Genomic DNA, 12,815 nt, shown 5'->3' on the forward strand with positions numbered 1-12,815 from the left:
CAGCGAAGCAAACTCCCAGACGCTGTGTAGCGCGGCCGCGCCTTGAATTAACAGGGCGCGGCCGCGTTCCCCGTTTTCGATCCCCGGCACTCAGCTCCGCGGAATGGGGGCAGATGGCGCGGTGCCAGGCTCCTGCGTACCCTCCAGGGGGTGGTCGCGACAGGCGCCAGTCTGGATGGCGTTAGCGTGCCCGTTGCCAGTATCGACGGCGTTAGTACGCACGGCACAAGGACGCATACCTCTATATCGCGCGCGCGAGTAGCCGCACGCCGAGCAAATTTTCTCAGCGAGCGGCTGGTTAAAGCGGCTGTGTGCCTTAGGGCGTCTCCGGCTGGTGGGGCTGCGGAGCGGCAGCTTGCGACCGGTTGGTTCGGCGGAGCGGTGACCCGCGAGCCGCTGAACCATTGAGCCGGCGGGGTGGCGCTTCCACCGTGAGAACAGGGCGAAGTCTACGGACTAAAAGCACTCATGAACTCGGTGGCGGGTCCGGAGGTTCGCCGGAGTTATGCGGTGGCGCGCCGGAGACAGGGGCTGGTGTCCCACGCGGCGTGGAGCGTGGGTCGGGCGGGCCGGATGCCGGCGGATCCGTGGATGCGCGAGCTGGCCCCGGAGCGGAGCGCGGCGGGTGGGCCGGGCTTTCGATGGGAATTGGCGGCCCCGCCCACGGCGGAAGGTAGTGCACGCGGCCATCGATGCGGTCGAGGTGCCCGCGGTCGGTGGGCTTTTCCGGATCATCGTCATTGACCGCGTTGTGATACGCACACAGTGGCACCAAGTTGGCCATGTTTGTCGGCCCGCCGTCCTGGAAACGGGTGAGGTGATGAATTTGCGAATCCTCCGCGGGCGCGTTGCAACCCGGCCACGCGCACGTCGGGTGCTCCGCAGACAGCGCGAGGCGCTGCTTGGTGTTGGCGAAACGGCTCGCCATGTACAGGTTCACGGGGCCGTGGTGGGGATGGACGAGGGTGATGAGGCCGACGTCGGCAAGCTTTTCGCGCACGAACTCCGCACCCGTCATCGTGGCCCCATTAGTCAGCTGCAACTCAATCTCCTCGCCATCACCATCGACGATGCGGTCGAGCTCATCCAATCGCACGATGACGTTGGACTGCAGCTTCTGGCCGGAGCCACCCCCGCCGCGGAACACGGTATGCGCCGCGGTGAGCAAGTCCTTGTCGGTGGTCTTAAGCACGGCCAGCAATTTGGAAATATTGAGCGAGGAATCCGTAATGCTCAGCGTGTGGTTGCGGCCCGCGCGCCGCGTCACTCGCACGCCTGGGGCGGGGTCCTTGGGCGGGCGCCATTCTTTGAGCTTTGCCTTCGCCACCATGGGGATTTTCTCCCGCGGGGTGGCAGCTAGTAGCTGGCGCAGCTCCCACGCCCTGCGGGCCTTGAGCTTGGAGCAGTAGCGCTCGATATCGAGGAGCGTGAACACGTCGTGGCCCGTGCGGCGGGCCTTGCGCTGCCGGGAGCGGAACATTGTGTCCCCGAAATACACCGCGTGCAGTCCTAGGAGCTTCTCCGCGAAATCCGGCCGCGCACCCATCTCAACCAGCTGAGCGCGCGTGACACCGGCGCATTGCTCGACCACGTCGAGCCCGCGCGCTAGTGCTTGAATGTAACCCCCCAGTTGCATAGCCCACAGCCTAAACCAGGTTGGGCAACCTCGCTACTTGAGCGCAGAAATCGCAGCGCAGAGCTTATCGACGTCCCCCTCTTCCGTCGACCACGCCGTACAAAAACGCACCACGCGTAGCCCCTCGTGTTCTTCGAAGAACTGGCACACGAAGTCCTGCGCGAGCTTCTCTTCCTGCTCGCGTGTCAACAGCGCGAATTGCTGGTTGGTAGGGGAGTCAAAGAGCATGTCGATGCCTGTGGTGCGGAATGCCTCGGCTATGCGCTGGGCTTGGGCATTGGCGCGGGCGCAGATCTGCTCGTAGAGGGTCGTTGCTGCGTCGGCGGAGGCAGTAGGAGGGGCGCTGAAGAGGGCGGCGAATTGCGCACCGAGCAACCAGCCCTTGGCCAGCAGGCCACCGTTTTGCTTCATGGCATTGCGAAAGCGCGGCGCGCCCGCGGGGAAGACGATGGCCTCGCCGAAGAGGGCGCCGCATTTGGTGCCGCCGATGGTGAAGACGTCGACAAGCGCGGCCAGGTCCGGCAGGGTGATATCCGAGGCGGACAGGCCGTAGCCGAGGCGGGCGCCGTCGACAAACAGGCCCAGATCGTACTCGTCGCAGACCTCGCGCAGGGCCACGAGTTCGTCGCGGGAATAGGCGGTGCCGAACTCGGTGGGCTGCGTGATGTAGACCAGTGCGGGCTCCGGCATGTGCTCTTCCACCCCGGAGGCGCGGTACTCATCCATGCAGGCGCGAACCTGCGCGGCGGTGATTTTTCCCAGCTGGTTCGGCAACGTGATGACCTTGTGCCCGGTGTGCTCGATGGCGCCCGTCTCATGGGTGGCGATGTGCCCGCTATCCGCCGCGATAACGCCTTCCCAGGGGCGCAGGCGGTGGGCGATGATGGTGGCGTTGGCCTGCGTGCCACCGACCATGAAATGCACCTCAGCGTTCGACGCCTGGCAGGCAGTGCGGATGCGCTCAGCGGCCGTGGCACACAGCTCGTCGGCGCCATAGCCGGCATAAGCCCCGCCCGCCCCCGCGATGGCATCAAGGACGCGGGGGTGGGCTGAGCGGTGGTAATCGTTGCCGAAGTGAATCATGGGTGGCCAGTTTAGCCGGTGACGGTGAGCTCGCCGATGCCTTGGTCGATGCGGATATCTAGCAGCGCATCATCGTCATGGCGGTTGGTGCAGTTGCTTTCTCCTAAGCCGCTGTCACAGGTGAGTGATACAGGGACGTCCTTCGGGAGGATGACCTCGACGCTGCCGATGCCGACGTCGATGGTGACATCGTGCTTTTCCTTGAGGTCTTCGATTTGGCTCAAGTCCACCGTTGAGGTGCCAATACCTAGGTCATAGTATTCCTGGAGCTCATCTTCATGGGTGGGCGCGATGTGCTGAGAACCGACATTGAAGCGGGCGCTGAAGCCGGATTCTTCGTCGGCCTCGATGACGAAGGTGACTCCAAAGAAGGCAATCGCCAGGGCAGCCCCCACAGCGCCGAGAGCAATCGCGGCCTCAGCCCACTGCGAACCGCGCTTCTTTTTCGGTTCTTCCCGCGGGCCCGGCTCCGGCAGGTCCCAGGCATCGGGCACCACGCCGAGTGGATCCCAGGACGGCGGGGTCGTACGCCCCGGTGGGAAGGGGTGGCCGTCTGCTGGGGTATAAGGGTTGAGGTTGACCGGTTCCTCGCGCACCGGCTGTTCGGCAGCCAACAGCCCGCTGGGCGGTAGCGGTTCGCGTTGGTGAAGGGCGTACCACGCCAGCGCCAACAGGCCGAAGGTCAGCGCAGCGGGCGGAAGGCCGGCGAGGAATTGTCCGCTGAGGAACAGCGGGCCGGAGCCAAACGTCAGAAGGACGCCGATAATCAGCACCCAGCCGAGCTCTTGTTCCTCCTTGACGCCATCCTTGCCCATGGCCGCATCGAGCGGGCAGTAGGGCGAACCGAAGCGCGGCATGAGCGCCCACGCGGCGAGGTAGGCTGCGATGCCACCGCCGAAGGCGAGTGCTGCGACCACGAAGGCCACGCGCACGATCGTGGGGTCAAGCTGGTAGCGCACCGCGATGCCTTCGCAGACACCAGCGATGTGCGCGTCACCGCCCTGTTTCTTGGGAAGGCGGACGGGGCGGGTCGTCCACATCTGGTTGAGTGTGCTGTTCTTCGTCATGCTTTTATGGTGCCGCGTGGGGCCTCGCGGCGGTATCGGTAATCGCCCTGATTTTTTGACCTCAGGGTTGTCCCTGATGTGCCCGAGGGGTGGCGCGTGGGACTATGGCTAGTATGACTTCGCCCTATGTGCCCGCAGAAAACGCGGCGCCCTATCCCGTGATGTCGCGTCCCCAATCTGGCCGCGTGGTCGCCGGCGTGGCGGCGGGGCTGGCGCAGAATCTGGGGGTTTCGGCGCTCTCCGTGCGCATCGCCTTGACCGCGTTGACCCTGCTGGGTGGGGTGGGGGCGATGGCCTATGCCGGGCTGTGGATTTTCACGCCCGCGCTTGACGACGCCCCCTCCACCCGCCGCAGCCCCCTCTCCCTCGTGCTGGTGTTCCTGGCGCTGGCGGGTAGTGCGGTGGGTGTGTTGGGGGTTTCGGGGGCGTCGCTAAGCGTGGCGGTGCCGTTGGCGGTGGTGGCCATCGGCGCGGTGCTGGCGTGGTTGGCGTATGACCGCGGGCTGAACACGCCGGTGGGCCTGGTTGCTGTGGCGGCCGGTGCCGTCCTGGTCATCGGTGGCGTCGTGGTGGCGGCGGTGACGTGGGAGAGCGGATCGGGTTCGGCGATCCTGGCCACGGCGCTGACGCTGGTGGGCTTTGGCGCGCTGGTGGTGCCGCTGGTGCTGAAGCTCTGGCGCTCGCTATCTCAGGAACAGGCGGCGAAGGCGGTTTCGGAGGAGCGCGCCGAGATTGCCGCCCGCCTGCACGATTCGGTGCTGCAGACGCTGGCGCTGATTCAGAAGCGGGCGGGGGATTCGCGCGAGGTGACGCGTTTGGCGCGCGCCCAAGAACGCGAGCTGCGCGCCTGGCTTTTCGATGCCCCCTCCGCCGCCCCCACCACCTGTTTCGGTGCCCTCGAATCGGCGTGCGGGGAGGTGGAAGATCTCTTCGACATGCGGGTATCTGCTGTGACGGTGGGTGAGGACACGGAGCTGACGGAGTCCGCGAAGCTGCTTATCCAGGCCGCGCGTGAGGCCATGGTGAATGCCGGCAAGCATGCGGGTGTGGACGTGGTGGATGTTTATGCGGAGTTGTTGGCGGGCGAGCTGAGTATCTTTGTGCGCGACCGCGGGGTGGGTTTCGACGTGGAGGATATTCCCGCTGATAGGCACGGGATTCGTGACAGTATTCGCGCGCGCGTAGAAGGATCTGGTGGGCGCGTGCGGATTTCCTCGACCCCGGGGGAGGGCACCGAGGTGGAGCTCGCGGTAGCGTTATGAGCATGGTGAAGGTCTTTTTGGTTGATGATCACTCCGTCTTTCGCGCGGGCGTTCGCGCGGAGCTGGCGGCGTCCTCGGAGATTGAGATCGTGGGCGATGCCGGGACCGTTGCGGAGGCGCTGGAGGGCATTGCGCGTACCTCCCCGGACGTGGTGCTTCTCGACGTCCACATGCCCGACGGCGGTGGCCTCGCCGTTATTAACGCGACGGCTAATCAGCCGTCGCGGCCGGTGTTTTTGGCGCTGAGCGTGTCAGATGCGGCGGAGGACGTGATTGCGCTGATTCGGGCGGGCGCGCGCGGGTATGTGACGAAGAATATTTCCGGCCCGGATCTGGCCGAGGCGGTGGTGCAGGTCAATAGCGGGGATGCGTATTTCTCGCCGCGCCTGGCGGGTTTTGTCCTCGACGCTTTTGCCTCCGGTTCGCCCGCGCCGGAGCCGGAGGAGGGGCAGGACCCAGCGGTGGATGCGCTCACGCGGCGCGAGCTAGAGGTCTTGCGGTTGCTTGCGCGCGGCTACACATACCGCGAGATTGGCAAGCAGCTGTTCATTTCGGTGAAGACGGTGGAAACACACGCCTCCAATATTTTGCGCAAGACCCAGCAGTCCAACCGCCATCAGCTCACGCGCTGGGCCACCTCGCGCGACCTGGCTTAAACAGCCTGGCCTAGGCGGGTTGGGTTTAGGCAGGGGGTGCGTAGGCGAGCTTGCGGGAGCCGTCGACGTGGGGGAAGAGGAGGAAGGCCGCGCCTGAAACGAGTACCCACACCAGTGCGCTGCCCCAGGCAGGCAGCGCGAGGAGTGGGGAGAACATGACCATCAACCACAGCGCCATAAGCGGGATGAGCTGTGCCGCGTTGGGCAGCATGGTGACGTTGTGGCGCTGGGCATAATCACGCAGGTCCGCGCGGTAGGGGTGTAGGAGTACGAGCGCGCAGGCGGCGAGGAGGAAGAGCAGGCTAAGCCCCATGGCGAGGCCGAAGTGGATGCGGCTGGTACCCACCGCCACGGCGGCGCCGGCCAAGGCAGATCCGCCGAGTCGCACCCACAGCGGGGTGGGGATTGGGGTGGTGTGCGCGCGGAGGGGATTCATGGCGCCTAACGCTACCAGCGCAATTGCGCGCGTCCGGAGAGAGGTTCATAATAGGAGCCATGAATCAAACAGGTGTTCGTGTGGTGGGAGGGCCGCAGGCCGAGCAAATTGCGATCCTGCGCGCCCAGATTCAACGCCTGGAAACCCCGGATGTTGCCGCGCAGGTGCAGCCGGAGGTGGAGCTTCTCGGCGTCCCCGAAGGGCTATCTGAGCTGCTCCCGGGCGGTGGCCTTCCCCGCAAGCGGGCAACCGTCTGTGCGGAATGTGCCGCTCTCGTGGTGGAGCTGATATCCCATGTTAGCGCGGCGGGCGGACACGTTGCGGTGGTGGGCTGGCCCGATCTCTCACTCGCACAGGTGGTTGAGGATGGAGATATCTCCCGGGTCATCGCGGTGCCCGAACCGGGCGCGGAACCCTGGGCGGTAACTAGCGTGCTGTGTGAGGGGCTGGACCTGGTGGTGTACAAAGGCACAGGCGAGCTGAGCCCCACGCGGGCGCGCCCCGTGCTGGCGAAAGTGCGGGCAGGGCAGGCGGCCCTGCTCACCGTGGGAACCCGGCTGCCAGGAACGGCGATGGAGATAGGTGCGGAGGTCGTCGCGGTGCATGGCTTGGGCCGGGGCAGCGGGCGTATTTGGGGAGTTGATATAGGGGTGCGGGTGGCGTCGGCAAGCATGCGCCCGCGCCGTGGAGTGCTCACGTGTGGGCAGCGTCTGGACGCGCGCCCACGCCTGGAGGTCGTGTGAGGGTCGCGGCGCTGTGGTTCCCGGATTGGCCTATCCAGGCGCTGCAGGACGCTGACAGGGCAGCGTGCGTTATTGCTGCTCAGCACCGCGTGGCGGTCTGCAACGCAGCAGCGCGCCGGGCAGGGGTGCGCCGCGGGATGCGGGTGCGCCAAGCCCAAGCTCTCCTACCGGAGCTGCGCGTGGAGGAGGCCAACCCGGACCGAGACGGCGTGGTCTTCGCGGAGATCGCCGCGGGGCTGGATGCGGTGGCCTCCTCGGTGGAGGTGCTGCGTCCGGGCTTGGTCATTGTGGATGCGGGCGCGGCCGGGCGTTTCCACGGCAGTGAGGCGAAGGCGGTAGAGATGCTTGTCGACGCCACCTCCAGATCCCGCCTCGACGCCACCGTCGGCGTCGCCGATGAGATCGCCACCGCGCTGATTGCCGCGCGCCACCACAACCTGGGCGCGGTAGTCCCGGCAGGCGGCTCGCGCGACTTTCTGGCTCAGCAGCCGGTGGGAGTATTGGCCGCGGAAGTGGCGCTGGGGTGTGCGGCGGACGTGGTGCATGCCTTGGAGCAGCTGGGCGTGCGCACGTTAGGGGAGCTGGCGAGTTTGCCGCTGCGCCAAGTCACCACCCGTTTCGGCGAGGCTGGACGGCGGTGCCACGCGGTGGCCGCGGCCGCACCGGATCGGCGCGTGGCGCCGGAGCTTGCACGCCCGGACCTGGGCGTGGAGCAGGGCTTCGAAGAACCCTTAGAGCGCGTAGACGCCGCGGCCTTTGCCGCGCGCCAGCTCGCGGCGCGCCTGCATGTGGTGCTCGATGAGGCCGGCGTGGTGTGTCTGCGGCTGCGCGTTGCCGCGGAGTTCGAGGGCGGCGAGCGTTTGGAGCGGATCTGGCGTACCCAGGAAGCGCTCAGCGAGGCCGCCACGGCGGACCGCGTGCGCTGGCAGCTCGATGGCTGGCTGAGTGCTGCGTGGGCGGGGAGTGCGCCGGGTGAGGGAGGAGGCGTCGTCAAGCTGGCGTTGGAGCCGGTGGAGGTCGCCCCGCCGGGGGATGGACTCCTGTGGGGCGCAGGCGAATCCGCGGAGCAGGCCAAGCGTGTCATCGCGCGGGTGCAATCCCAGCTGGGGGTGGACCGCGTGCTGCAGCCTCGCCCGGCGGGCGGGCGTGGGGTGGCCGAGCGCATCGAGTACGTCCCCTATGGCGAGCAGCGCGATCCGCAGCCGGAGGGCACCTGGCCGGGGCGCATCCCGGCGCCGCTCCCGGCGAGCCTGGCGCACCCGGCCGCGCGGATTCGGCTTATCGACGTCTCCTCGAAGGAGGTCATCGTCACCGCCGAGGCCCTCCTTTCCGGGGAGCCGGCGGGTCTGGGATGGGGGCGCCACCGCTACCGGGTGACCGGTTGGGCCGGCCCGTGGCCCGTAGACACCGGGTGGTGGGAGGCGGGTGCGGCGCAGCGCTGCGCGCGCCTGCAAGTCGTCGGAGAAAACGAGAAAGGCCAGCGCGCCTGGCTCCTCGTGTGGGCAGGCGGGCGCTGGTCTGTGGAGGCAACCTATGCCTGAACGGCTTAATTCAAGATGTCGATGACCAGGCGCGTCGGCCCCCTGAGCACCTGGACCGAGTACGGGTGGCGTTCATTAAGCCCGATAACGAACTGCGAGCGAGCCTCGAAGGTACCGCCGCTGACTACCTGGGTAACTAGGCCGCCGGCGCCGTTTACGGTGCCGATATTCGGATCTTCCATGTTGAGCTGGAAGGGGTAGGCGGTGCCGTCGATGCTGACGTCGAGCGCAGTGGAGCCTTCATAAGCAATCGGGTTGCCGGAGCCTTGCTGGGCGGGGGAATCGGTGTAATCGATGAACCAGCCCGGCGAACCATCCCCGACAAACTCGAAGACCACGCGGTCAAATCCCTCGTGCTTACCCACGCGGACATCGGTCACCACCAGCTCCGAGGGGGCCGGTGGGCGGAGGGTTTTCATCTCCAGGTTGGCGTCGCCCAGCGGGGTCAGCCCAGCCGGTGCGGCGGGGGAGGGGGCAGTGGGAGTAACGGTAGCCGTGGAGGTGGAGGCGCCGGACAGGGTGGCGTCGAGAGTCTTCGTGGGGCCGTCGGGGCTGCCGTCCGGGGAGGAAGACGGAGCGCATCCCTGAAGCGCGAGCGCACCCGAGACAACGAGTGCGGCCACTGGGGCGGCTGTGCGCAAGAGACTGTGTTTCGGCATGGTTTCGAGCGTAGTGGCACTACGGGGAATTATATGCATCGAGCTAGGCATCGTAACCACATTGTTGTGAAGAAAGTGATGCCAGTTAAGATGGCGCCATGACCTTCTGCTCCGACGTCCAGGTCGAGCCCCTGGCCGGTACCGCAAAACAAGAATCTGTGTACGTCCTTTTTGAGTGGCCCACGGCGTGGTCTCGCGACGTGCTTGACGGACGTACCTTTGACCCCGGCTTGACTGCGAAGCTCAAGGCCAAGCTCAAAGGCGTGGCGGGCCTGCAGCTCATTCGCCGCCCGGGGCGCGCCGGGCATGAGCGGGGGACGGGGCACTTCCGTTGTTTCGTTGTGTGGGCGCGCGAGGGGTTAGTGCAGGATTACGTCCTGAACGGCCCGGAGGACATCCTCGATCTGGATCTGGAGCACCCCACCGGCACGTGCCTGCCGCTGGTGCTCGTGTGCACCCACGCCAAGCGCGATGCCTGCTGCGCAATCAAGGGCCGCCCGCTTGCTGCCTCCCTGGCATGCGAATTTGAGGAGACCGTGTGGGAAACCTCCCACACCAAGGGGCACCGCTTCGCGCCGTCGGTGCTGCTGATGCCGTGGGGCTATTCCTTTGGCCGCCTCAACGTGGAAGCTGGCCGCGAGCTCGTGGGCAAGGCGCTGCACGGCGAGTATTTCTACCCCGCCAACCGCGGTTCCGGCCTCACCACGCCCCAAGGGCAAGTGGCGGAGCTTGCGGTGGCACGCCAGCTTCTCGACGCCTCCGAGCCCCTCCACTACGGCGACCTCACCGTCGACGCAGCGGAAAACACCGCAACGGAAAACCCCGCCGCGCGAAATGGCGTCGTTGTGCGCCACCGTGATGGCCGTGCATGGGACGTAGAACTCGAAGAAAAAGAGGCCTCCGGCGTCGTCTCTTCTTGTGGAGACGAGCCGAAGACCTCTCGTTTCTATGCCGCGCGCCGCGTCCGTATCCTACGCGCCGCGTCGCAGGACGCGGCGCGCGGTTAGCGGCGCATAATCTTGGCTGAGAGCCAGTTGCCGAAGAACTGCGCTGCCTGCACCAGCACGATGATGATAAGCGTAGCCACCACGGTGACCTCCCACTCGAAGGCGCGGTAGCCGTAGACGATGGCGAAGTCACCCAAGCCACCGCCGCCGACGTAGCCGGCCATCGCGGACATGTCGACGATGCCGATGAACAGGAAGGTGTAGCCCAGCACCAGCGGGCCCAGCGCCTCCGGAATGATGACCGTGGTGATGATCTTCCACGGCGAAGCGCCCATCGCGCGGGCTGCTTCAATCACGCCCGGGTCCAGCGCCACGAGATTCTGCTCCACGATGCGCGCCACCGCGAACGTGGCCGCAATAACCATGACGAACGTGGCCGGTTCACGGCCGATAGAGCTGCCCAGCACCGCCACCGTCAGCGGCTGGACAAAGGCCAGCAAGATGATGAAGGGAATCGGGCGAACAAAGTTCACCAGGATGTTGATGATGAAGTAGATGGGCTTGTTCTGCAGGATGCCGCCCGGGCGGGTGGTGTAGAGCAGGATGCCGAGAACCAAGCCGATGATGCCGGCGATCACCAGGGTGGTGGCGACCATGATGAGGGTGTCCTTGATGGCGTCGACAAGCGTGCCGCCCAGTCGATCCCAATTGGCCTGCGCGAGGTAGGTGACGTTCATCGTTGGATCTCCTCAATGTCGGTGGTGCGTTGCATATGTGCGTAGAAGTCTTCGATGGCGGCATCCGGGCCGTTGAGGCGCACGGTGATCTTGCCGAAGGAATGCTTCTGCAGGGTGGTGATGCCGCCGTGGACCACGGCGATGGACACTCCCTCGTCCGCGAGCTTGCCGGCGGCGCCGAAGAAGCCCGACTTTTCCGTCAGGTTGATGGTGAACAAACGTCCTTCGTGGGCCAGCAGGTCATCGGCCTCCACGACGTCCGGGGTGTTGCGCAGCGAGGTGGCCACGAACTTCTCCGCCACCTTGGTCTGCGGATTGGAAAAGACCTCGTAGACGCTGCCGGCCTCAATGACGCGGCCGTTTTCCATAACGGCCACCTTGTCGGCGATGGAGCGCACGACGTCCATCTCGTGGGTAATGACCACGATGGTGATGCCGAGATCGCGGTTGACCTTGCGCAGCAGGTCGAGCACCTCGTGGGTAGTGGTGGGGTCCAGCGCCGAGGTGGCCTCATCCGCCAGCAGCAGGGAAGGGTTGTTGGCCAGGGCGCGGGCGATGCCGACGCGCTGCTTCTGGCCGCCGGAGAGCTGCTCCGGGTAGTTATCGCCCTTGTCCGCCAAGCCGACGAATTCCAGCAGTTCCTGGACGCGCTTTTTACGCTCCTGCTTGTCGACGCCCTGCAGCTTCAGCGGGTACTCAATATTGCCCGCCGCGGTGCGCGAGGACATGAGGTTGAACTGCTGGAAGATCATGCCGATGTTGCGGCGGATGCCGCGCAGCTTGGATTCGGGGAGGGGGACGACATCGGTGCCGTCGAGAAGCAGCTGCCCCGAGGTCGGCTTATCCAGACCGTTGATCATGCGCACCAGCGTGGACTTACCCGCGCCGGAGAAACCGATGATGCCGATGATTTCGCCGGGCTCGACGGTCAGGGAGACATTATCGAGTGCGGTGGTGGTGGTTTTCTTGTTTTTAAAGACTTTGGTGATGTTGCGGAATTCAATCCGGGTGCCCCGGTGGGCGCCTTGTTGTTCAGTCACGTGGGTTTCCTTTGTACGTGTCCGTGTAGTGAGTGAGGAGGGAGTAACGGGCAAAATCCCCCGGGTCACGCAATCAAGCGTGAGCGCGGGGGACATGTGGATTACGCGGGGCTTAGACCTGCTCTTCGAGGCGGTCCAGGATTTCCTGGAGCTCTTCCTGGGAGCGGTCGACGGCCACGGCGGTGTCGCCGGAGGACTTCAGGACGGCCTCGGTGACCTTCGGGTCCTTCCACAGCTTGGCCAGCTCGTGAAGGGCCTCGTTGTCGGCGTCGTCGGCGCGCACGGCCCAGACGTTGATGTAGGGCTCAGCCTCGGCGGAGTCTGGGTCGTCCTGAGCGACGGCGGACTTCGGGTCAATGCCGGCGCGCTCGAGGAAGGAGTTGTTGATGACAGCCGGCTTGCCCTCGCCGTAGGCGGCCGGGGTCTGGGCAGCATCTACCGGGGTGACCTTAACCTTGGACTTGTCCTCATCGATGTCTAGCGGGGTGGGGGTCAGCGGGCTGTTCTCCTTGAGAGTGACCAGGCCTTCCTGAACCAGCAGGCCGATGGCGCGGCCCTGGTTAGTGGAGTCGTTCGGGATGGCGACTTCCTGGCCCTCGATGCCAGCGAGATCCTTGTGGTCCTTCCAGTAGATGGCCAGCGGGTAGATCTCGGTGGAGGCCAGCGGGACCAGATCGGTGCCGTTGCCCTTGTTGTACTCAGCCAGGAACTTCAGGTGCTGGAACTTGTTGGTGCTCAGCTGGCCCTGGTCCAGAGCCTGGTTCGGAGTGTTGTAGTCGGCGAAGTTCTCCAGCTTGACGTCGTAGCCGGCTTCCTTGGCCAGGTCCTGGAAGACGGCCCACTCTTCCATGTTGGCGTCAGTGGTGCCGATGGTGATGGTGGAGTCCTTGGTGATGGCCTCGCCGGAATCCTTGGACTCAGCGGAGTCCGAGGAGCAAGCAACCAGGCCGGTTGCGGCGATGACGGCTGCCGAGGTGGCAGCAAGTACGCGACGGATGCTCATGGTGG

General features: G+C 65.7%; 13 protein-coding genes. 5 read left to right on the forward strand and 8 right to left on the reverse strand.

Annotation, left to right across the window (positions count from 1 at the left end; all coding sequences use genetic code 11):
* Positions 1-466 precede the first annotated feature (466 nt).
* From HMPREF2806_RS09225 to HMPREF2806_RS09235, 3 genes are read right to left on the reverse strand one after another with little or no spacing between them, the layout of a single operon-like run.
* A complete protein-coding gene (locus HMPREF2806_RS09225) occupies positions 467-1,636 on the reverse strand; it encodes an HNH endonuclease signature motif containing protein (protein WP_070517455.1) in 1,170 nt (389 codons plus the stop codon).
* Positions 1,637-1,669: 33 nt separating this feature from the next.
* Positions 1,670-2,719, reverse strand: coding sequence for a threonine aldolase family protein (locus HMPREF2806_RS09230; protein ID WP_070517457.1), 1,050 nt, complete (start codon positions 2,717-2,719; stop codon positions 1,670-1,672).
* Positions 2,720-2,730: 11 nt separating this feature from the next.
* Positions 2,731-3,786, reverse strand: a complete 1,056-nt coding sequence (locus tag HMPREF2806_RS09235; protein WP_070517459.1) for a PspC domain-containing protein — start codon at positions 3,784-3,786, stop codon at positions 2,731-2,733.
* Between the two features lie 113 nt (positions 3,787-3,899).
* On the opposite strand from HMPREF2806_RS09235, the gene HMPREF2806_RS09240 reads away from it, so the two are divergent.
* Complete coding sequence (locus HMPREF2806_RS09240) at positions 3,900-5,048, forward strand: ATP-binding protein (RefSeq protein WP_198531335.1); 1,149 nt, start codon at positions 3,900-3,902, stop codon at positions 5,046-5,048.
* Between the two features lie 2 nt (positions 5,049-5,050).
* Complete coding sequence (locus tag HMPREF2806_RS09245) at positions 5,051-5,704, forward strand: response regulator (RefSeq protein ID WP_070511379.1); 654 nt, start codon at positions 5,051-5,053, stop codon at positions 5,702-5,704.
* 25 nt (positions 5,705-5,729) lie between these two features.
* On the opposite strand, the gene HMPREF2806_RS09250 is transcribed toward HMPREF2806_RS09245, so the two are convergent.
* Positions 5,730-6,140 (reverse strand): hypothetical protein, encoded by a 411-nt coding sequence (locus HMPREF2806_RS09250; RefSeq protein WP_070517461.1) that lies wholly within the window; start codon positions 6,138-6,140, stop codon positions 5,730-5,732.
* Between the two features lie 59 nt (positions 6,141-6,199).
* Here HMPREF2806_RS09250 and HMPREF2806_RS09255 point away from each other — a divergent pair, with 59 nt between their 5' ends.
* Positions 6,200-6,883, forward strand: a complete 684-nt coding sequence (locus HMPREF2806_RS09255; RefSeq protein WP_232745389.1) for a hypothetical protein — start codon at positions 6,200-6,202, stop codon at positions 6,881-6,883.
* Positions 6,880-8,424, forward strand: a complete 1,545-nt coding sequence (locus HMPREF2806_RS09260) for a DNA polymerase Y family protein (protein ID WP_070511385.1) — start codon at positions 6,880-6,882, stop codon at positions 8,422-8,424. The genes HMPREF2806_RS09255 and HMPREF2806_RS09260 overlap by 4 nt, the downstream gene beginning before the upstream one ends.
* A 5-nt stretch (positions 8,425-8,429) precedes the next feature.
* Here HMPREF2806_RS09260 and HMPREF2806_RS09265 read toward each other — a convergent pair whose 3' ends face one another.
* Positions 8,430-9,083 carry an AMIN-like domain-containing (lipo)protein gene (locus HMPREF2806_RS09265; RefSeq protein ID WP_049157067.1) on the reverse strand — a complete coding sequence of 218 codons (654 nt, stop codon included), beginning with the start codon at positions 9,081-9,083 and terminating at the stop codon, positions 8,430-8,432.
* 98 nt (positions 9,084-9,181) lie between these two features.
* On the opposite strand from HMPREF2806_RS09265, the gene HMPREF2806_RS09270 reads away from it, so the two are divergent.
* Positions 9,182-10,090 (forward strand): sucrase ferredoxin, encoded by a 909-nt coding sequence (locus HMPREF2806_RS09270; RefSeq protein WP_049157068.1) that lies wholly within the window; start codon positions 9,182-9,184, stop codon positions 10,088-10,090.
* Here the strand turns inward: HMPREF2806_RS09270 and HMPREF2806_RS09275 are convergent.
* From HMPREF2806_RS09275 to HMPREF2806_RS09285, 3 genes are read right to left on the reverse strand one after another with little or no spacing between them, the layout of a single operon-like run.
* Positions 10,087-10,767: a methionine ABC transporter permease gene (locus tag HMPREF2806_RS09275; RefSeq protein WP_070517464.1), complete on the reverse strand. Its 681-nt coding sequence runs from the start codon at positions 10,765-10,767 to the stop codon at positions 10,087-10,089. The two genes, HMPREF2806_RS09270 and HMPREF2806_RS09275, sit on opposite strands and share 4 nt — an antisense overlap.
* The gene (locus tag HMPREF2806_RS09280; RefSeq protein WP_369799719.1) at positions 10,764-11,903 is read right to left on the reverse strand and encodes a methionine ABC transporter ATP-binding protein; all 1,140 of its coding nucleotides are present in this window, start codon (positions 11,901-11,903) and stop codon (positions 10,764-10,766) included. The genes HMPREF2806_RS09275 and HMPREF2806_RS09280 overlap by 4 nt, the downstream gene beginning before the upstream one ends.
* Positions 11,904-11,919: 16 nt before the next feature.
* Entirely contained in the window at positions 11,920-12,810 is an 891-nt protein-coding gene (locus HMPREF2806_RS09285) for a MetQ/NlpA family ABC transporter substrate-binding protein (RefSeq protein WP_049157071.1), read from the reverse strand.
* Positions 12,811-12,815 lie beyond the last annotated feature (5 nt).

The organism is Corynebacterium sp. HMSC076G08 (genome assembly GCF_001811515.1).
Lineage (GTDB): Bacteria > Actinomycetota > Actinomycetes > Mycobacteriales > Mycobacteriaceae > Corynebacterium > Corynebacterium hiratae.

Bases quoted from the DNA above. Each gene is read 5' to 3' on its own strand.
- HMPREF2806_RS09225 (WP_070517455.1), bottom strand. From the start codon at position 1,636: ATGCAACTGGGGGGTTACATTCAAGCACTAGCGCGCGGGCTCGACGTG.
- HMPREF2806_RS09230 (WP_070517457.1), bottom strand. From the start codon at position 2,719: ATGATTCACTTCGGCAACGATTACCACCGCTCAGCCCACCCCCGCGTC.
- HMPREF2806_RS09235 (WP_070517459.1), bottom strand. From the start codon at position 3,786: ATGACGAAGAACAGCACACTCAACCAGATGTGGACGACCCGCCCCGTC.
- HMPREF2806_RS09240 (WP_198531335.1), top strand. From the start codon at position 3,900: ATGACTTCGCCCTATGTGCCCGCAGAAAACGCGGCGCCCTATCCCGTG.
- HMPREF2806_RS09245 (WP_070511379.1), top strand. From the start codon at position 5,051: ATGGTGAAGGTCTTTTTGGTTGATGATCACTCCGTCTTTCGCGCGGGC.
- HMPREF2806_RS09250 (WP_070517461.1), bottom strand. From the start codon at position 6,140: ATGAATCCCCTCCGCGCGCACACCACCCCAATCCCCACCCCGCTGTGG.
- HMPREF2806_RS09255 (WP_232745389.1), top strand. From the start codon at position 6,200: ATGAATCAAACAGGTGTTCGTGTGGTGGGAGGGCCGCAGGCCGAGCAA.
- HMPREF2806_RS09265 (WP_049157067.1), bottom strand. From the start codon at position 9,083: ATGCCGAAACACAGTCTCTTGCGCACAGCCGCCCCAGTGGCCGCACTC.
- HMPREF2806_RS09270 (WP_049157068.1), top strand. From the start codon at position 9,182: ATGACCTTCTGCTCCGACGTCCAGGTCGAGCCCCTGGCCGGTACCGCA.
- HMPREF2806_RS09275 (WP_070517464.1), bottom strand. From the start codon at position 10,767: ATGAACGTCACCTACCTCGCGCAGGCCAATTGGGATCGACTGGGCGGC.
- HMPREF2806_RS09280 (WP_369799719.1), bottom strand. From the start codon at position 11,903: ATGTCCCCCGCGCTCACGCTTGATTGCGTGACCCGGGGGATTTTGCCC.
- HMPREF2806_RS09285 (WP_049157071.1), bottom strand. From the start codon at position 12,810: ATGAGCATCCGTCGCGTACTTGCTGCCACCTCGGCAGCCGTCATCGCC.